The 20675-nt window shown below is 39.1% G+C and carries 14 protein-coding genes; 7 read left to right on the top strand and 7 right to left on the bottom strand.

Annotation, left to right across the window (positions count from 1 at the left end; genetic code table 11):
* Positions 1-4: 4 nt before the first annotated feature.
* Together CXF89_RS07155 and CXF89_RS07150 are read right to left on the bottom strand one after the other, a co-directional pair.
* Positions 5-3103: an efflux RND transporter permease subunit gene (locus CXF89_RS07155; protein ID WP_010553194.1), complete on the bottom strand. Its 3099-nt coding sequence runs from the start codon at positions 3101-3103 to the stop codon at positions 5-7.
* Between the two features lie 3 nt (positions 3104-3106).
* On the bottom strand, positions 3107-4159 hold the full coding sequence (locus CXF89_RS07150) for an efflux RND transporter periplasmic adaptor subunit (protein ID WP_024590017.1): 1053 nt from the start codon (positions 4157-4159) through the stop codon (positions 3107-3109).
* Positions 4160-4405: 246 nt separating this feature from the next.
* Between CXF89_RS07150 and CXF89_RS07145 the strand changes: the two genes are divergently transcribed.
* The 6 genes from CXF89_RS07145 to CXF89_RS07120 all read left to right on the top strand — a co-directional run bounded on the left by CXF89_RS07145 (position 4406) and on the right by CXF89_RS07120 (position 9844).
* On the top strand, positions 4406-5110 hold the full coding sequence (locus CXF89_RS07145; RefSeq protein WP_024609010.1) for a DUF2982 domain-containing protein: 705 nt from the start codon (positions 4406-4408) through the stop codon (positions 5108-5110).
* Positions 5111-5132: 22 nt separating this feature from the next.
* Positions 5133-5465 (top strand): hypothetical protein, encoded by a 333-nt coding sequence (locus CXF89_RS07140; protein WP_007581673.1) that lies wholly within the window; start codon positions 5133-5135, stop codon positions 5463-5465.
* Between the two features lie 69 nt (positions 5466-5534).
* The gene (locus CXF89_RS07135) at positions 5535-7184 is read left to right on the top strand and encodes an Lcl C-terminal domain-containing protein (protein ID WP_121954210.1); all 1650 of its coding nucleotides are present in this window, start codon (positions 5535-5537) and stop codon (positions 7182-7184) included.
* A gap of 9 nt (positions 7185-7193) precedes the next feature.
* Positions 7194-7712 carry an Lcl C-terminal domain-containing protein gene (locus CXF89_RS07130; protein ID WP_121954209.1) on the top strand — a complete coding sequence of 173 codons (519 nt, stop codon included), beginning with the start codon at positions 7194-7196 and terminating at the stop codon, positions 7710-7712.
* A gap of 165 nt (positions 7713-7877) precedes the next feature.
* The gene (locus tag CXF89_RS07125) at positions 7878-8795 is read left to right on the top strand and encodes an ExeA family protein (protein ID WP_024590013.1); all 918 of its coding nucleotides are present in this window, start codon (positions 7878-7880) and stop codon (positions 8793-8795) included.
* An 11-nt stretch (positions 8796-8806) separates the two neighbouring features.
* Positions 8807-9844 carry a general secretion pathway protein GspB gene (locus CXF89_RS07120; RefSeq protein ID WP_121954208.1) on the top strand — a complete coding sequence of 346 codons (1038 nt, stop codon included), beginning with the start codon at positions 8807-8809 and terminating at the stop codon, positions 9842-9844.
* Between the two features lie 53 nt (positions 9845-9897).
* Here the strand turns inward: CXF89_RS07120 and CXF89_RS07115 are convergent, their stop codons facing one another.
* Entirely contained in the window at positions 9898-11091 is a 1194-nt protein-coding gene (locus CXF89_RS07115) for a cyclic di-GMP phosphodiesterase (RefSeq protein ID WP_121954207.1), read from the bottom strand.
* Between the two features lie 117 nt (positions 11092-11208).
* Entirely contained in the window at positions 11209-15012 is a 3804-nt protein-coding gene (putA, locus tag CXF89_RS07110; protein WP_010553201.1) for a bifunctional proline dehydrogenase/L-glutamate gamma-semialdehyde dehydrogenase PutA, read from the bottom strand.
* A gap of 169 nt (positions 15013-15181) precedes the next feature.
* Between putA and CXF89_RS07105 the strand changes: the two genes are divergently transcribed.
* Positions 15182-15664, top strand: coding sequence for a winged helix-turn-helix transcriptional regulator (locus CXF89_RS07105; protein WP_024598591.1), 483 nt, complete (start codon positions 15182-15184; stop codon positions 15662-15664).
* A gap of 78 nt (positions 15665-15742) precedes the next feature.
* Here CXF89_RS07105 and CXF89_RS07100 read toward each other — a convergent pair whose 3' ends face one another.
* The 3 genes from CXF89_RS07100 to CXF89_RS07090 all read right to left on the bottom strand — a co-directional run bounded on the left by CXF89_RS07100 (position 15743) and on the right by CXF89_RS07090 (position 20571).
* Positions 15743-16732 carry a sensor domain-containing diguanylate cyclase gene (locus tag CXF89_RS07100; RefSeq protein WP_121954206.1) on the bottom strand — a complete coding sequence of 330 codons (990 nt, stop codon included), beginning with the start codon at positions 16730-16732 and terminating at the stop codon, positions 15743-15745.
* A gap of 183 nt (positions 16733-16915) precedes the next feature.
* On the bottom strand, positions 16916-17296 hold the full coding sequence (locus CXF89_RS07095) for a DP-EP family protein (RefSeq protein WP_121954205.1): 381 nt from the start codon (positions 17294-17296) through the stop codon (positions 16916-16918).
* Between the two features lie 20 nt (positions 17297-17316).
* Positions 17317-20571 (bottom strand): nSTAND1 domain-containing NTPase, encoded by a 3255-nt coding sequence (locus tag CXF89_RS07090; RefSeq protein ID WP_121954204.1) that lies wholly within the window; start codon positions 20569-20571, stop codon positions 17317-17319.
* Positions 20572-20675 lie beyond the last annotated feature (104 nt).

The following is a 20675-nucleotide window of genomic DNA, read 5'->3' as shown; positions in this document are numbered from 1 at the left end:
GAGATTAGATCTCTTCGAAAGGCTTTTCAGCAGCTTGTTTATTCAGCTTTTGTTGTAAAAACTCAGGTGACTGTGTATTTTTCGATAGAGCATAATACGCAGCAGGTACAACAAAAAGAGTCAGCAGGGTAGATACAATAACCCCTGTAAACACAACTACACCAATTACCATACGGCTTTCGGCGCCGGGGCCTGAAGCAAAAACCAAAGGAACAGAGCTCATAACGGTTGTAAGTGAGGTCATTATTATTGGGCGAAGGCGCTGGGTAGCCGCTTGTAGTATTGCTTCACTAAACTCAACGCCTTTATCGCGTAATTGGTTAGTAAATTCTACAATCAAAATACCATTTTTAGCACTTAAGCCTATGAGCATAACAATACCTATTTGGCTGTAAATATTTAAGGTCAGTCCTGTAGCCCAAAGCCCAAACATAGCACCCATTAAACCAAGCGGTACGGTAAGCATAATTACAAATGGGTGCATAAAGCTTTCAAACTGCGCAGCAAGTACCAAGAAGGTAACGGTGAGTGCAAGTATAAATACGTAGGTCATCGCTGATGCGCCTTCGTAATAAAGCTGCGATTCACCTTTGTAATCTACTGCGCCATCTATATCGTTTTCTTGCGCGGCTACTTCGTTTAAAAAGTTAAGCGCTTGCTCAAGTGTATAACCGTCGGCTAAGTTGGCGCTTAATGTAATTGCACGCATACGGTTGTAACGGTTTAAGCGCGATGCTGTTGCTTCTTCTTTTAAGCTGATAAGGCTATCAAGTGGAACTAGTTCACCGCTTCGTGATTTAAGGTATATATTTGAAATATCAGTAGGGTTGGTAAAATCTTCTTTTGTCCCTTTTAAAATCACATCGTATTCTTCACCGCGGTCAATAAAGGTCGTAACACGGCGCTGGCCAAGCATTGTTTCTAGTGTACGGCCTACATCAGATACCGAAACGCCTAAATCGGCAGCTTTGTTTTTATCTATGCTGACTAAAAACTGTGGGAAGGTTTCTTTATAATCATGATCGATTCTTACTAAACCAGGGTTTTGTTCAGCACGCTTTATTATACGGTCACGCCAATCGGCAAGTTGTGCATAATCATTACCTTGCAGTACAAACTCAATTGGGCGAGATGAGCCACCACCACCAATACCACGGCGCATAATGGCAAATGCACGAACATCGGTAACTTCTTGCATTTTACCGCTTATTTCATCCATTACTTCCCACGTTGAGCGTTTGCGTTTATCCCAATCGGCCATACCCACAATCGCAACACCGCCGCTGCCACCCCAGCCAGGCACTCGAACAAGTACGCGACTTAGCTCACCGGCTTGCGAATAAGGCATTAAGCGCTCTTCAATTTTAGCCATATTAGCGGCGTTATTTTCGTAACTTGCGCCCTCAGGGCCGCTCATCATAATAAAGAACGTGCCACGATCTTCTTTTGGCGTTAGCTCAGAAGGAACTTGTAAAAACAACGAGTAACTAACAAAGCCAGCTAATAATAGGCTCACCATTAAACCCCATTTACGGGTTATGTTGGTGGAGAGTGAATTACGGTAACTTACTTCAATTTTAGTAAACTGGCGGTCCATCCATTGGCTAAATTTATTTGGTTTGTCTGATACTTTAAGTACTTTAGAGCACAAGGCTGGTGCGAGAGTCAGTGCTGTAACACTTGAGAAAAATACGGCAGCACTTACCGCCATAGCAAACTCAGTAAATAATGCACCTATACGGCCATCCATAAATACTAATGGCACAAACACCGATATTAGTACAAGCGTGGTTGCTACTATAGCGAAACCTACTTCACGCGCGCCTCTAAATGCAGCTAGTAACGGCGGCTCACCCAGTTCAATACGGCGGTGAATGTTTTCAAGCATTACAATGGCATCATCTACTACTAAACCAATGGCTAGTACTAAGGCAAGTAAAGTGAGTAAGTTAATTGAGTAGCCCATTGCCAATAAAAACATAAAGCTACCAACAAGTGCGACCGGTACGGTGACCGCAGGGATAAGCGTTGCTCGTATATTGCCTAAAAACAAAAATATAACGAGTACGACTAAACCCATAGAGATGGCAAGCGTGCTGTAAACTTCATTGATAGACTCTTTAATAAATACAGACGAATCGTAGCTGTCTTGAATTGTAGTGCCTTCAGGTAGGTTGCGTTTGATTTTTTCAAGTTCGCTGCGTGCGTTATCTACTACGGTTAGTGTGTTTGCTTTAGCTTGTTTTACAATACCTAAGCCAATCATATTACGCCCGTTACCACGAAATAAGCTTTCGTCATCGGCAGCTTCTAAACGTACATCGGCAACTTCACCTAAACGTACTAAGTAACCTTCATCACCACGTTTAATTACCAGGTTTTTAAAATCGCGCTGATCTTTATAACTACGGGCAGTACGCACGGTAAAGTCACGATCTATAGATTCTATTTCGCCAGCCGGTAACTCAACGTTTTCTGTACGAAGTGTATTTTCTATATCGCTTGAGGTAATACCCCGTGCAGCCATTGCTTGGCGGTTTAGCCAAATTTTCATGGCGTATTGGCGCTCACCACCAATACGTACGTTAGACACACCATCTACTACGGCTAAGCGGTCAACAATAAAACGCTGCGCGTAATCAGAGAGCTGTAACGAGTCCATTGTTTCGCTGTTTAATACAAACCAGGCGATTGGGCTTTCATCACTATTTGATTTAGATACTTCTGGCGGGCGTACCTGATCGGGCAAACTATCAAGTGCACGTGCTACACGTTCGCGTACATCGTTAGATGCTGCATCTATGTCGCGGTTAATATCAAACTCAATGGTAATGTTTGAACGTCCATTACGACTCGATGAGTTAATACTTTTAATACCTTCAATACCTGAAATTCGATTTTCTATTATTTGCGTTATTTTGGTTTCTATAATTTCGGCAGAAGCACCTGTGTATTCAGTGCTGATATTTACAATCGGCGTTTCAATATCCGGGTATTCACGAAGTGGCAGCATAGTAAACGCAACCAGTCCAAAAGTAAGAAGCAGTAAATTAATTACAATGGCAAAAACGGGGCGCTTGACGCTAGTATCTGTAATTTTCACGTATTACCCCTTTACGCTTACTTTACTTCCAGAGCGAATTTTTATTAGCCCCTCAGTAACAATTTGCTCGCCATCAGTTAGGCCCTCGTCGATAGCAACCCAGCCATTATTTCTGCTAGCAACATGCACTTCAATTTTATTAGCTATCCCATCTTGAATTTGAAAAACAAAGTGTTTGTCTTGCAAAGGTATAACCGCTTTTTCTGGCACCATTAAAGCTTGGTTGCTGCTTAGCTCAAGTGCTGTATTTAGTAACATACCAGGGCGAAGTAATCCTGATTTATTGGCAAAGCTTGCTGTTACTTCAACACTGCGAGTAACCGAATCAATACGCGAGCTAATATGCGTTACCTTGCCGTTAAATGTTTGTCCTGGGTAGGCATCGTTTTGCGTAAGCACTTTCATGCCCATATTTAATTGTGCTAAATATTTTTCAGGTACTTTAAAGTCAACTTTAATAATACTAATATCATCAAGTGTTGTGATTATTGTTGTATTACTTACGTAAGCACCTATTGATATTTCACGCTTACCTAACAGGCCTGAAAAGGGCGCACTAATAGTCATTTCGTTTAATTTAGTTTTAGCGCTTTCTAGTTGGGCCTCTGTTGCATCAACACGAGATAACTGCTCTTCAAGTAACGACTTTGCCGTTGATTGCGAGCGTGAAAGTTCGGTTAGGCGATCTAACTGACGTTGTTCTTCACGTAAGTTAATGCCAAGCTCTTTAACGGCAAGCTGTTCTTGTTGGCTCTGTAACTGTACTAACTTTTGTCCTTTACTGACTAAGTCGCCGTCTTTAAAATATATATCTGTGACATAATCGTTTTGCGCACTTTTTATATAGATTGCTTGGTTTGCACGCGCGCTACCGATCGCTTCTATCATCACTGCGTTTTCCTGAGAAGTAACAGTATGAGCTGTTACTTGAGTAGACATTTGTGATAAATCGGCCTGTTCGCCGTGGCTAGCGGGTAGATATAAATAAACGCTAAATATTAAAAGTAACGTAATAATAAATGGAAAAAGTGCTTTACCTGATTGTCTTGAGTACATTGATTTCATACCTGAAAATGAATTGTAAGTATTGTACGAAATAAGACCGGGAAAAGACGGTTATGTGTCTCATAAATTTGTGCGTTAAGCGTAAAAGTAAATAAGATTTATTCATTGTTCCTATTTTGTTGAGGAAAAAGCGGTAATGTATGAAATTTAAAACCACCTGTAACTTATGTATAACAACAAGAAAGGTCATAATTTGGGCTGTTATTATGCTTGTTTTTTATATGGTGTTTTACCAATATGGATAAATCTAACAATGCCATTAAGTTTCGGGCACAAGGTGCGCGAAACGCAATTGAAGTGCTTGTTGCAGGTGCAATTGGTTTAGTTTTTATTATGTTGTTTAATTTACTGAGGCCGGGTGAGATTAGCATACTTGAAATATTTTTAGTGAGCTTGTGTATTGCCGCTATTTTTATTGGATATTTAAAAACTCAAGAGCCATATCATAGCCTTATATTAAATGAGTCTGAGCTCGTTTATTGCCATAAATACGGAGCTTGGTATATGCCTCATAGTAACTTTCATCACAGTGGTATACCCAAAGTAGAAAATGGCTTTGATTACTTAGAATTAAATGCGGTTGGTATAAAGGTAAACGACATAGATGACTTTTTAACAAGCATAGCGCCTCGAATTGCAGGGAAATTATTAATAGAGCAGCGTAATTTATTTATGCAAGTTGTTCAAAAACATTGCAAAAATGGCAATTGCCCATCAGAATGGCTAATAGAAGATACACATTACACATCCCATAAAGGGATAAGCTATACTGGTCTTATAGCTATGTTTGCTAACAGGACTAAGCACCTTCAACTGTTAACCGGTTACGATTTATTATTACCAGCCAGTGTGTTAGATAGAGATATTTGGGCATTTAGTGCTAACTTAAATAAGTGGAAGCGCGAGCCTAGTCAGTTTATAGCGTCGCAAATTAATAATTAAGCTGCGACTGTAGGAAAGAAAAATGAGTCAAGAGAGAGCCTTTTTAAAAAGTGGTCGAAACACCATAATACATAAAGATAAAAAGCATGATTTAGTGATTGTAAACTCTGAAATTCATCCTAAAATTAAAGTGACTCAACATGGCTTAGAGCCATTTAAAGAAGAGTTACCTAAAAACCGCCGTGATGCAAAAGATCGCTATTTAGAAATAGTCTATGTTGGAAGCCCAGATGTATTTGGCGAAGAAAAACAATTACTATTTATTCAAGCTTTAGATGGGCGTGAATACAAAGTAGATTACAGTAAAATCGGTACGAAGTTGTTTGTACGCATTCATCAAGATACATATATGTAGTACTTTAATGGCATCTTTATTGCTAGTAATTACACTATAGTAATTATTTGACATAATAAGGTGCTGCGTATGAAAGCGTTTGCTTTAATCCCCCTCATTTCTTGCGGTTTGCTGAGTGCGTGTGGAGGCGGTGGCGGTGATAGCGATAATACAGTTGTAGAAACATCTGTTAATGCTGGAACCGATTTACAAATTATCGAAAAAACTGAATTTACCATCACAGCACAAGGTTCCCCCGCTGATGGTACGTTTTCATGGCAACAAGTTAGCGGCCCAAGCTTAGAAGGTTTTCCGCTTGATGGTGCTGAACAAACATTGACAGCCCCTGACGTAAAAACTGATAGTGAAATAATCTTAAGAGTAAGCTATCAAAGCACCGGTAGTAGCGCTGTTAGTGACGACATTTCTATTTCAGTGAGCTCTAATAATCAACTTCCTCTTGCTGTTGTTACCCAAACATCTCCTGAAACACTTCCTTCTGTATACAAAGACACAGTTACTTTGAGCGCCCTTGAGTCGAGCGATCCTGATGATAATGGCCAAATTGATAGTTACTTGTGGCAACTGCTATCAGGTCCTGATTTAGATATTGCTAGCTTTAATGAGTCAACTCTTAGCTTTTCTCATCCATTACTAGAAAGTAACGTAAATTTATCTTGGCAGCTAACAGTCACTGATGATGAGGGCGGTGAGGCAAGTACTCAATATTCAATGACGCTTAATAAAACAAATGAACTAGTGGGTGCAAATGCAGGCGCTGATCAAAATGTCGAAGAGTTTGAAGAAGTAACGCTTGATGCAACGAATAGCGAAACTGTCACCGATACCTATCAGTGTAAGTGGCAACAACTTACCGGTAATAGCGAAACATTAAGTAATAGCGACCAATGTACAACGACATTTTTTGCCTCTGATGTAGATACTGAATCCACGTTGAGCTTTGAAGTAACGGTAACCGACTCAAAAGGACGCACCGATACAGATTCTTTATTTGTTGATGTATCACCAAAAGCGCTTGGGCTTATAAACGATAGTGGTGTTGGTGAGTGCTATAACAACACCCAACGCATTAACTGTGAAAGCGATGACTTTCCAGCGCAAGATGCTGAACTTGGACGCGATAGCTATGCAAACCGCTTAGATAAGGTTGGTAAAGGTAATTTAGCGTTTGATTACACTAAACTTAATCAGTTTGCTGATGAAGTTGGTGATGATAGTAGTGACTTTACCTGTATACGCGATAATGTTACTGGACTTGTATGGGAAGTAAAAAGTGAATCCTCAGGAGTATTGCCAAATACAAGCTTGCGTGAGGGGCAAAATCATTACTTTTGGGATTTAGGCGATACTACTTTTACCGATACCAGTACAGCCAATTCAACTTGTCCGGATGATACGAGTTGTGGAGTACAAAGTTATATAAACGAAGTGAATAACTTAGATTTTTGTGGTGGTACAAATTGGCGGTTACCTACTTATACAGAGCTTTTAGGTTTAATTGATTATGGTAAACAAGGGCAAAGCATATTAATTGATGAGGTGTTTTTCCCCAATATGCCAAGTGAAAGTGCATTAAGCCACTTACGTTATTGGACTTCACAAACTGCAGCCGATGGTACAAGTTTATCGCAAGCGTACATTATTGATATGAGTGATGGTAACGATCTTGCTTATCCAAAAGAAAATACTGCGTATGTTCGTTTAGTTAGAAGCCGTTAGGAGAAAATAATGAGATTTAAATTACTCTATGCACTAGCAACTATAAGCTTGAGCTTTAATATTGCAGCGGCGCAAACGTGCTACGACGGTGCAGATACCACAACGCCGACAGATAGATTTACCATAAATACAGATGGCACAGTGTCTGATACCGAAACAGGCCTTATGTGGCAACGTTGTAGTTATGGGCAAATTTATAATACAGATACAAAACTTTGCGAAGGCTCTACACCTTCTCTTACTTGGCAAGAAGCACTACGCGGTGCTAAAAATGATACAACCGCAGATTACGATGATTGGCAAATGCCTAACATTAAAGAGTTGGCGAGTATTTTAGAGCACAGTTGCACCGAGCCGAGCATTAATGAAGAGGTGTTTTTTGGTACTAAGCTTCAAAACTATTGGTCAAATACATCGGGTGTGAGCACGATGAGCTCTGCATGGGTTTATCAATTTGATAGTGGGTTGAATAGCTTACATGCCAAAACTAGTAATGTGTATTTACGGTTAGTTCGCTACGAAGAGTAAATTACATACTAAGATTAGACAGATGAAAGTGCAGCCTTAAAACCGCTGCATTTTTTTGTTTTACATAAATTTACGTTATTTCAATAATAAAGCGCTTACAACGTTGTCACTTAGTGCGTTTTTTTGCCATTATAGGCCGTGATTTAATTACGAAGGAACATCACGGTGTATTTAAGCTATTTTGGCCTGAATGAAAAACCTTTTTCAATTTCGCCCAACCCTCATTACTTATTTTTAAGTGAACGACATAAAGAAGCCTTAGCACACCTTACCTATGGATTAGGTGAAGACGGTGGTTTTGTATTATTAACAGGCGAAGTGGGTACTGGTAAAACTACAATTACCCGCAGTATGTTAGAGCAGTTACCTGAAAACACGCAAGTAGCGATGATCCATAACCCAGCACTTTCAGAGCTAGAGTTATTGGCTAGTATTTGTGATGAGCTCAACATTAGTTACGATGCTAATAATGCGACGCTTAAAAGTCTTACCGATATTATAAAAAAGCACTTAGAGACCAATAATAAATCGGGTGGGCACACCATACTTATAATTGATGAAGCGCAGTTACTTGCCCCTAATGTGCTTGAACAATTACGCTTGCTGACAAATATAGAAACCGATCATAAAAAATTATTACAAATAGTATTGGTTGGTCAACCTGAGCTGCAAGAGCTTTTAAAGCGCAATGAATTAAGGCAACTCGCCCAGAGAATAACAGCTCGTTACCATTTATTACCACTTACGCAAGGCCAAACAGTTGCTTACATAAAGCATCGGTTACATGTTGCAGGATGTGATAAAGGAATTTTTTCGATGGATGCCATGCAAGCTGTTCATCAATTAACCGGTGGTGTGCCACGATTAATGAACTTGGTATGTGAGCGAGCTTTGGTAGGCACTTTTGCAAAGCAGCAGTTGATAGTTGATAGCGATATAATAAAAAAATCAGCACATGAGTCATTACCCATGGATTTTGTAGCGCCAGTTAATGAGGCCAACAAAGCAACGTCATTTGTACCATATAGCCTTGCATTCGCTGCTTTATTTGCCGTAGGCATTGGGCTTTCATTTATTTTATAGTTAGGTAAGTTATGTCTTATTTATTAGATGCGCTAAAGCAGTCGCAGCAATCAGATATGAGTGCTGAGCAATACGACTTACAATCAGAGCAGTTAAAGCAACAGCAAGCACTTAAGCGTTATAGACGATTAGCGTTAGTATTTGGTACAAGCTTAGCTGCTTTTATTGCGGTAGCTGGTGGGTTTACTACGGGTAAGTGGTTACAAGGTACTACTTTATTAAACACATCGGAACCCGCTGTAATTAAGGTGGTTGAAAGCGAAAAATCGTCACCTAAAGAACAAGTTAAAGAGGTAGATGCCGCAGTTGAAAAGCAGCAAATAGCTAAGTTAGAACCCGCTAAAATAGCTCCAAATAATACTGCAACGATTGAAGGGCAACTTGTACATGTGCAAACACCTAATGGTGTACAGCAAATGTTATTAACGCCTAATGGGCAATATATTCCTATGCCATCGAGTCCGGTCACGAGCGCAACGGGTTATAATCAGCAGAACGTGCAACAAGTAATGCCAGTTCAAAATTATAATCAGCCAGTATTTAATCCACAAAATAATTACAATCCAAATAATACACAGAACGCTTCGGTATTTGGGCAAAGTCAAAATACAGCATCAGCTCAACTAGATATGAGTAAATATAAAGTACTAGGTAAGCCAATTAATGGTAACAACCAATCTCAACAGATGAGCGATCCTGAGCTTGATGAGGTGCCTACAACACTTAAAAATGCGTTTGCGCAAGCTATACAAGACGTCGAAAAAAATCAGGATTATGAAGTTACCCATGCATCAAAAACGTCATCACGTGTTGAGCCTGTAGAATTACTACCAGATGGTTTGCAATCAATGTTGCCTAGTATTAAATATCAAGCGCATATTTATTCATCGAGTGCTGACAAACGTTGGATCAAGCTAAATGGCCGAGAGTTACATGAAGGAGAGAGCATAGGTGCTTTAACTGTAAGAGAGATTACACCTGAGCAAAGTGTACTTGATTTTGATGGTTATGAGTTTAGCTTAAAGGCTTTGCAAGACTGGCCGCAGTAAACGTTTAGCTATTATGTTGAGAGCTCGGTAGAATGTTGAGCTCTCAATATTACTTAGGGTAATATTGAGTTTTTATAAAAGCGTTCTAAATCAATATTATATTCTTTAGGTTTCACCGCTGATTCAAGGGTATCTAAGGTTTTTTTATTAGATAAATCGATATCTTTTATCTCTGTATAGCGACTATGTTTAGCGCTGTAAAATGTTTTAACGATAGGCTTTAGTGGTGTACTGGGATTACTCTCGGTCACTAAACCAACTTTTTGACTCGATAATCTAACGAGCGTTCCTACCGGATGAATACCAATACATTGAATAAACTTATTAAGCAGCATGGGATCGAAGCTATCTGGGCATCCGTCTTTTAGTATTTTAAAGGCTTTTATTGGCTCCATGCCTGCTTTGTAAACACGTTCTGCGGTAAGTGCATCATACACATCTACAATTGATGCCATACGCACGTACTGACTTATTTCGTCGCCCTTTTTACCAAACGGATAGCCTTTACCATCAAGCCTTTCATGATGCATACCTGCAATATCAACCGCGATACCCGTTAAGCCAGATTCTTCTAATATTTCTTTACTGAAAAGCGAGTGCATTTTCATTATTTTAAATTCATCATCGGTAAAGCGACCCGGCTTATTGAGTATTTCATCAGGGATTTTTATCTTACCAATGTCGTGTAAAAGTGCGCCGGTAGTCAGTTCAACGATAATGTTTTTTTCTATACCTAAATGCTTAGCGAAAATCCCCATTAATATCGATACATTAATAGAGTGCTCAAGTAGGTAAGCATCTTTTTGGCGCATTTGGGTAAGGCAGGCTAGGGCATCTTGGTTTCTAAAAACAGAGTCCATAAAGCCACTTGCCAGCTCTTTGAACGGTGCAATATCTATATCGCGGCCTGCTTTAATATCTTTAAATGCTTTTATTTGCAGTGTTTTAGCTTCGTCATACAGTTTTTTTGCCTTTCCCATTTCTTGTTCGGCACTGTGTGTTTTTTGCCAAGGGTCACGCTTTATTTTTGTTGCAGGTACAGCAATAGGAGCTTTTTCAGGGACTGATTCAATGAGGGTTTTATCAGGGTCGATTTCTACTTCTAAAATACCTGCTTTTATTAGGTTATTAATACCAGCCTGAGTTTTAATCCAGCCTTGATTTTTAATTTTAATACTGCCAGTTTGTCTAGTAACGCTTTGCACAAACATACCAGGCAGTAACTGACCTACAGGAATTATTTTCAAATTTATTACTTCTATTGTTAATCTTTCATTAAGCTAACAAATATATACGTTACTACCTAATAAAAAAGGCACTTTTCAGTGCCTTTTTTATTTTTTAGTTAAAAAGCATTAGCTTAATTATTCATCATCTTCAACAAGCGTCATTAGTGATGTGTTACCACCTGATGCTGTTGTATCAATACTGATTGTTTTTTCAGTAATAAGACGTTTGATTAATGTATCGTAATACTCAGAGCTAATTACTGGTAAAATAGCACCTTTACGCTGTGCAAGCTGTTGACTAAAGTAGCCCAAGCGAGACGAGCGAGCAGCAACTACCGCACCGGCTAAATGAGGGTGCGCCAAAATAGCTTGTAACTGGTTAGGTTTAGCTACTTGGAAAACACCTTCTGCAACACCTGTAGAGATAAATTTATCTTTAAAGGCAACGGCTTCATCATAAAACAGCTCAGACGCTACAGTAATTACCGTATTACCTGCGGCAATAGCAGTGATGATAGACAATGCCCAGAAGTTAAATGATGTGCTCTTATCTGCATAACACACTACACAACCACGTGCTTCTAGATGAAGTGTATTAGACTCACCCGTTGGCCCAGGCAGGGTAGTAAACTTACGCATGTGCTTTTCAAGGCGGTTAAGCTGTGCACGTGCTTCTGATAATGTTAATGCTAAGTCGTCTGCTAAATCGTCGATAATTTCTACCGTCGCGATTTTAGCAAGCAACTGACGTACAGCCGAAACACGGTCGTTTAGTGGTGTTGCACGCCAGATTTTTTCATCGCGCATTGAGTTGGCCATTAGCTTTTTAACTTGCTCATTCGCACCGCTGTAGTGGTGTAAATCAAGTTCGTCAGGCGTTAGGTTAGTCATTTGTACGTTATCTGGTGATGCTTTTTCTTTTACTAAACGTTGTAGGTAGTTAGGGCCACCGGCTTTAGGGCCAGTACCTGATAAACCACGGCCACCAAACGGTTGCACACCAACAATGGCACCAATCATGTTTCGGTTAATGTAAACATTACCCGCACGTGACATTTTAGCAAGGTACTCACAGCGCTCTTCAATACGTGAGTGAACACCCATTGTCAGACCATAGCCCGTGTTATTTATTTGATCCATCACATCATCAAGTTCATTCGATTTAAAGCGAACAATATGAACACATGGGCCAAATACTTCACGTTTAAGTACTGATAAGTCTTTAATTTCGTATAAACGAGGTGCAAAAAAGTATGCGCCATTTTGAGTATTATCAGGAATTTTACATTCGTAATGAAGTATAGAATTACCTTTTAAGTACTCAACGTGTTCATTTAAGTTTTTAAGTGCTTTTTCATCAATTACAGGGCCAACATCAGTTGATAGTAACGATGGATCGCCAATGTGTAACTCAGCTAGAGCGCCTTTAAGCATTTCGATAATGCCATCAGCTACGTCATCTTGAATGAATAAAACACGAAGAGCAGAACAACGTTGGCCAGCACTTTGAAAACCAGAACTGATCACATCGTCAACTACTTGCTCAGGAAGCGCCGTTGAGTCAACAATCATACAGTTTTGGCCACCTGTTTCTGCAATTAACGGTACTTGAATATCGTTACGTGCAGCAAGTGTTTGAGAAATTAATGTGCCTGTTTCAGTAGAACCTGTAAACATAACCGCTTGAATGCGCTCATCAGGAACAATTGTTTTACCTACTTCTGAGCCGCGAGCGATAACCGGTTGAACAACGTGCTCAGGTAAACCAACAGATAGCATTAGTTCAATGGCACGAAGGGCGATTAAACTTGTTTGCTCAGCAGGCTTAGCAATTACAGTGTTACCTGTAACAATCGCAGCAGCAACTTGACCTAAGAATATTGCAAGCGGGAAGTTCCACGGGCTAATACATAAAATAACGCCACGGGCTTCGAAACGCTCATCTTTAGATAACTCTTCAGCGCGCGCTGCGTAGTAACGACAAAAATCAACCGCTTCACGTACTTCATCAATACCATCTTGCGCTACTTTACCCGCTTCTTTAATACAGATAGCGACTAGTTCATCATGATGACGCTCTAAAATGTCAGCAACGCGGCGCAGTAAATTAGCACGCTCTTTTACTGGTGTTTGTGACCATGATTCAAGTGCCGCTTCAGCGTTAGCCAGTAATACTTTCATCTCTTCGCCAGTTTGTAACTTAACGTGGCCGATGATTTCTTTGTGATTTGCTGGGTTTTTAACAGCCAATGAGCCTTCTGGTACTTGGCTTTGCTCAATTAAGTGCTCATTAAACCATGTTTCAAGATTCTCTTTGAAAGGGGTAATAACGTTAATATCGGTTAAATCCATGCCTTTAGAGTTAGCACGTTCTTCACCGTATAAATCAATTGGCATTTTGATTTGCGTATTGTACTTGTTACGCAGGCCTTGCAGTGTTTCTACAGGGTCTGGTAGTAATGATTCAACAGGTTTTGTTGTATCTACAATCGCGTTTACAAATGATGAGTTAGCACCATTTTCTAACAAACGACGAACAAGGTAAGCAAGTAGGTCTTCGTGTTGACCAACCGGTGCATATACACGACATTGAATTTTTTCTTCGTTAACGATTTGGTCGAATAATGATTCACCCATACCGTGCAAACGTTGAAATTCAAAACCGGTGTTGTCGCCTTTCGCTACTTCTAAAATAGTCGCGGCAGTGTAAGCGTTGTGCGTTGCAAATTGTGGATAAAGTACGTCGCGCGCTTCAAGCATTTTAATTGCACATGCTTTGTAAGAAACATCGGTTGTTGCTTTACGAGTAAATACAGGGAAATGCTCTAAACCATCTTGTTGTGTGGTTTTGATTTCAGTATCCCAGTACGCGCCCTTAACTAAACGTACCATCATCTTACGACCAACACGGGTTGCAAGGTCTGTTAGCCATTCAATTACAAAAATAGCGCGTTTTTGGTACGCTTGAACCGCTAAGCCAAATCCTTGCCAATCACCAAGATCTTCATCACTAAATACCGCTTCAATGACATCTAATGAAATATCTAAACGGTCAGCTTCTTCAGCATCAACGGTAAAGCCGATATCGTATTTCTTAGCAGCAAGCGCAAGCTCTTTTAACTTTGGTACAATTTCTTCCATCACACGGTCTTTATGAGTGAACTCATAACGTGGATGAATAGCAGAAAGCTTAACTGAAATACCAGGGCTCTTAATTGGGCCACGACCATTTGCCGCTTTACCAATCGAGTGTATAGCATTCATGTAGCTGTCAAAGTAACGCTTCGCATCTTTCATTGTGCGCGCGCCTTCGCCTAGCATATCGTAAGAATATACATAACCTTTTTGCTCTGTATCGGCAGCACGTTCAATTGCTTCGTCAATGGTACGACCCATAACGAATTGCTTACCCATAATTTTCATAGCAAAATTTACAGACTTACGAATAACTGGCTCACCTAAACGACCAATGGTCTTTTTAAGCATGCCGAACTGTTGTTCTTTCGTTTTGTCTGTGTAGTTAACCATTTTACCGGTAACTAATAATCCCCAAGAAGACGCGTTTACGAATAAAGAATCGCTGCTGCCTAAATGAGAGCTCCAATCACCTTTCGCTAACTTGTCACGAATAAGTACATCTTGAGTCGCTTTATCTGGTACGCGAAGCAGTGCTTCGGCCAAACACATTAATACAACGCCTTCTTCACTAGAGAGTGAAAATTCATTTAAAAGCGCATCAACACCGCCTTGCCCATCTTGCTCTTTACGAATGTTTAAAACAATCTGGCGGGCTCTTTCCCAGGCACGACTTCGTGCTTTTACGCCTACTTCTGCAAGCGGTAAAATATGATCAATAACCGCATTTTCATCTATGCGGTAGAAGTCACGGATTCTTTGTCTAATAGGACAAATCGTTGTTAAATCGCCGTTGAATAACATAAGCAACCCTCAGGAGTGTTAAGAATTAAAGTAAAATTAATTACCAATAAATTACCAGTGATATTGTGAGTGCATTCTAATTAAATTTCAGCAGAATATGCTGGTTAAATTTCGCGTTTTACGATAATTTACAGGGCATAAATTTAACTTATCCGCATAAAATTCTGTTATGACAATTCCAAATAGATTACGCATGCTAGATCGTATTGATTTAGCCATACTAGACGTTCTACAAAAGAACGGCAGAATTTCAAATGTTAACCTCGCAAAACAGGTTAATTTGAGTGCAAGCCCGTGTCTTGATCGTGTAAAACGATTAGAGCAAGAAGGCTATATCGAAGGCTACTACGCTAAGCTTAGCGAAGCAAAGCTTAATCAAAGCTTAGTAGCACATGTTCAAGTGTCGCTTGTTGCTTCAAATACAGCAGTATTTAAGGTATTTAGAGAGCATATACTAAGAATACAACAAGTCGTTGAATGCGACATGGTGGCAGGCGGTTATGATTATTTATTAAAAATCCGCGTGTCTAATATGGAAGAATATAGACAAGTTCTTGGCGACTTAGTCGATATTCCCGGCGTGGGCACTCATCATACTTATATGGTGATCGAAAAGATTAAAAAAGACGAAGGGCTGCTAATCGACGTTTAAGCTTTTCTTAAGTAATAAAAAACCGCAATTGCGGTTTTTTATTTTAGTAGATAAAGGCTATACCAAATAGTTAGTACATCACCTTATACATAATTTATTACGACCTTCCGACTTCGCTCTATATAAAGCCGTATCAGCCGCGCATATTAATGCCTCAGATGTTCTGTACTGATTATCGTATTCACACGCTAAACCCTGGCTTACACTTATCTTTACATTCGCTGGCAAACCAATATCTCTAAAATTAATGTTGAGTATTTTTTCTTGAATACGTTTTGCGATCATTTCTGCATTTGAGACATGTGAGCGGGGTAATACAACAGCAAACTCCTCACCACCATAGCGTGCTACTAAACTATCTTTTGAGGGGAGGCAGTCTTCAATTGTTTGAGCTACTTTTTGCAAACATTTATCACCCTTTACATGACCAAAATTATCATTAAACAGTTTAAAAAAATCAATATCGATCAAGATAAAACTCAAAGGCTGTTTGTCTACTATGCATTCTTGCCAATTTTTAATAATCGCCTTCTCTAAAGTGCAGCGATTAGCGACGCCTGTAAGGTGATCTATTTTGGCTATGTTTTCGAGTACTTTATACTTTTTAACATGCCTAGAAATATCATGCATAATACAAATAAATAGAGGAGTATTGTTTGTGGTTGATGCGGGTATACAAGAAATTGAGAGCTCTATATCTAAACAGTTACCATTGTTTTTTATTATTTTAACTTCTTTTGGGCCATGATTGAGTGGTGTTTGATAGTTGTTTTTCCAACTTTCAAACATGTATTGATAGTCATCGCGATACTGTTCTTGTAAACAATCTTGCCATTTTTTACCTATTAATGAGTCAGACGTAACATTAAAAAAACGAGCTGCAACGGGATTTACTGATTCAAACACTCCATCTGCATTAACAATAAAAATAGCATCGGCCATGACATTAGTGACATTAATAATTGCGCTTATTTTTTCATTGTTAACGGTATTAGAAATGCTGCTGATTAATGCAGATACAGCGTTGTCGGTGTTGTTTGCTCTGCTATTTTCATTATTGTTAGACATGGTGTTGCTCATTTTTATTGTTAATGAAACTTTATGTCTAGGAGTTTATTTAATTTATGGGTTTTAAACCTTTCGGTAACCTTCTGATTTAAGTTATTGTTATTTAATGTTTATTTAGGGGCGTTTTTAAAAAATTGCACCGCAATTAATAGGCCAGTGCAATTTAAAAAGAAGCGTTGCTAATTAGAGTTCTTTTTCATTCTTAACTTGAGGATCGGCGCTTTCATATTTTTTGCCATTACACTCAACGTTAAAGATTAAGCATACAGATCCATTATTTTCGTCTGTGTCGGTAATGATAATTGTGTGGCCGTTATCACTTACTTTATAGCTGAAGTCTTGGGCGCATGGTTTTTGTGTGTCGATATCGGTGATAGTAGCGCCAGTAAATACGAAACCATTTTGAATTGTGGCGTCGTCTAAATTGTAGTTGCCAGCGGTTTCGGTTCTTACAACACCACCGCCAGTAGCGGGTTCGCCATTTTTTGTATAACTAAAAATAGCTTCACCGTTGTTAAGTTTAATATTTACTTGAAAGTCGACATTTTCTAGGGTGTTATTCATATCATTTCCTTTATGAGTAATTATAGTTGGAAGTTCGTAATGCCTAATTTAACTAGGCTTGTTTTTATTTCTGATATCTCGTCTTCTCTGTTTAAACAGGTATAAGCTTGTACTAGTGGGTATGTTATTTTTACGCTCTGACTTGTTTTTGCTGCTTCAGAAATAGTTTTGATAGCACTTAAGCAAAATTGCTCTCGCTGTTTATTAGTTGTAGCTAAGTTCGCTTTGATTAAGTTTATTCTTGTATGTACTAAGTAATCACCAGTTCTAGTTAGGTTGGCTAATTGATGTGTGTAGTTTTCATTATTCTCAAGCTCAGTTAATAACTCCTGTGCTTTGAGTGGTGATTGTCTATTTATAAAATATTGAATCAGTGTAATTTGTGTATTGATAGTGCTGGTATTTTTAAAATTTTGAGATTTTAAAAAATTAATTATTTTTTCAATTGTTGAGTCAGTACTTTCATCAGTAGATAGCATTAGTGAATGTGCTAAAGAGCGATAATACATAAGCTGAAATTTATTGTTTTTTGGATCTTGTACTAAAGCTTCATTGATAACTTGATTAGCCAAGCTGGCTTTTTTATGAGCCATCCGTTTATCACTCAAATAGCTCAGTAAATAACTTTGTTGCATATATATGTTTGCTGACGTGTAAAAAAGGCTTGCATCACTAGGGTAGTTAGCAGTCAATTTTGTGATTACCTCAACTGCACCTTCCAATATATTAACTGCTTCATTAAAGTTACTTAGCTTCTCTTCTGTTTTTGCAAGCCAACTAATCGTATCTGATTTATCTCGAAGTAAATTTTTGTTATTCGGTTTTAGTTCAAGTGCTTTATTTTTAAGTAAAAGCGACTCTGTAAAGTTCTTTTTTGCAGCGCTGTAGTCAGACTTTTCTATGTATAAAGAACCTAAAGAATTAGATGAATACGACAATTCCATAATGGAGTTAAAATCATTGGCTGCCAGCGCATACATTTTTTTACTGTAAGCGTGGTATTTTTTAAACATTTGCTCAGTAGCTTGATGATCATTTTGATCATAAGCTAATTGACCAAGCCAAAAGGCATTGGCACCTGCAAGCGTGAGTAGCTCTAAGTTGTTAGGCTGTATTTTTAATAATGCCTCAAGGCGGGTGCGGGCGTTTTCAAAGGCGGTAAAGGCTTCATCGGTTTTACCTCGGGAATAAGCTACTTCACCCATTGCTTCGAGGGTTTGTGCGTACTGAAAACGGTTGTTAAATTGTGCTTTATTATCGCTAAAGCTAAAGAGAGAACTTGAATCGTCAGTTTGCTCAGTAAAATACTCAAGTGCTTTATTACTAATACCATCAAGTAAGTCCATACGTTCAACGCTACGTAATTTATCGGCAAAGTCACCCACCATAAACCCTAGTAAGCTTTCGGCCTCAAGCTGTTTCTTTTGCGCATGTTGTTGGGCCTTAAAACTAGTAAAGCTCATTAATAACGCGGTAAATGTAAGTAAGCACAATAAAGCAACGGTCACTCGTTTTACTCTTATTTTTGTTTTTGTTTTTTTAATAGAGCTTTTGATAAGAGTGTGCTCGTTATCATCTAATTTAAACAGTTTGTCGTTTAGTAATAGCTGCGCTTCTTGTAGCGGTTTACCTGGCGCTAGGAGGTAAGCACTACTTTTACCTTCATCTATCCAATTTTGCGCTTGGTGTTGTAAACGACTTTTTATTGCTAAGGCATCTTTATGGTCATTAATCCATTGTTTTGCGCGCGGCCATTGACGTAATAATGCCTCGTGAGCAAGGCTAAAGCAGGCTTCTTGGTTTTGTAAATGCGATACAAATAAACGGCTATCGACCATGGCTTGCACAAGCTCTTTTTGGCTTGTGTTCGTTAATGTTTGCCAGCGGGCAGCGCGGCTCGTAATGGTTTTACCATCTGGATTTAAAGTGATCAGCTGTGATAACACGCTTTTTAGTTGCTGTTGTTGCTCGTTACTAAGGTCAATAAATATATCTTCTGCTTTTTTGCCTATGGCGCCCTCAATACCACCGAGTTTTGTGTAAACACTGTGCAGTAGCTCGTTATTATCACTGCGCTGTAAGTACAGCTCTTGCAATGTGTATTGTAGCATGGGCAGTGCATCGGGGTTATTGGCTGTATCGGCGCACAATATTTCATCCAGTGGTGTTTGGGTTTGTGGGTCATTGGAGAACGTTAAATTAGCGGTTAGCGCTGGCAGGCGAATAATTTGTTGGAGCTCTTGGCGGTTTGGCGGTGTTAAATCGTAGTGGGCGCCATGAGCTTTGCCTGCCATTAGACTTGGTTGTTCAACGACTAAAGGGTAAAAGTCGTTACGACACGCACTAAATACAATCACAGTTTTAGAGGTTGCTAAGCGCTCAATAACCGATAAAAAATGGCTGCGCGTTTCGCTACTAAATATAGGAGAAGAAAGCAGTACTTCTAAGCGGTCAATAAATAAAAATAACTGTGGTGTTTTAAGTTGTGTAGAGGCTTTGCTAAGTGCAATTTGTATGGCGTTGATTACGCCATCGATTGTCAATTCTAGTTGCTCTGCCAGTGTTTGCGCGCTTAATCCTTCAAACACAGGCTGGGCGTTTATATCCCAATCAAGTAATGCAGAAGCTAAATCTAAAAAAAGTCTATTTTTATGAACATCTGCAAAGTCGAGTTGGCTATAAGAAATAACCCCAATGCCGTTATAGCCTCGCTCATCTAGCAGTTTTGGTAAAATCCCAGCATTAACAAGCGAAGATTTACCCGTACCGCTAGGGCCAAGTATTAAGCAAAAAGCACGACCAAATTTAACTTGGCTCGATATTCTATTGAGTAACGTTTCTATAGATTGATTGCGGCCAAAAAATAGGTGTGTATCGCTTGGGTTGTAGGCGCTTAATCCTAAAAAAGGAGAGCCACCTTGCCATGTGTTTTCACTTTTTTTTATATCTTCAGCCAGAGGAAACTCAAGTTTTGCAATAACGCGGTAACCACGTTTGCGAATAGTTTCTATGTAGGTGGGTTCACTTGCTTTATCACCGAGGGCTTTTCGTAACTGGGTAATTGTTTTATGCAGCGGGTTATCGCCGACCTCAACATTTTTCCAGCATTGATCTAATAGCTCGTCAGTAGTAACAATTTCGCCTTTTTGGAAGCAAAGATGAACTAACACATCCATGGCTTTTGGTTCTAACTGTTTATTTTTTTCTGCACGCTGAAGAGTATTTGACTGGGGATTGACTTGCCAATCACCTAAATAAAAAGGGCTGCGATTCATAATGGCTCATTATTGTTATTATGTAATTAAAGCGAGTGATTAGCCGACTTTTTTAACCAAGTCTTTATATTACAGATAAAATAACAAACAGATAAGGAGTTTTT

It is taken from the genome of Pseudoalteromonas sp. MelDa3 (assembly GCF_002863625.1).
GTDB lineage: Bacteria > Pseudomonadota > Gammaproteobacteria > Enterobacterales > Alteromonadaceae > Pseudoalteromonas > Pseudoalteromonas arctica.
The sequence above is the reverse complement of the archived record's forward strand: the minus strand, read 5'-3'. Positions and strand labels throughout refer to the sequence as shown.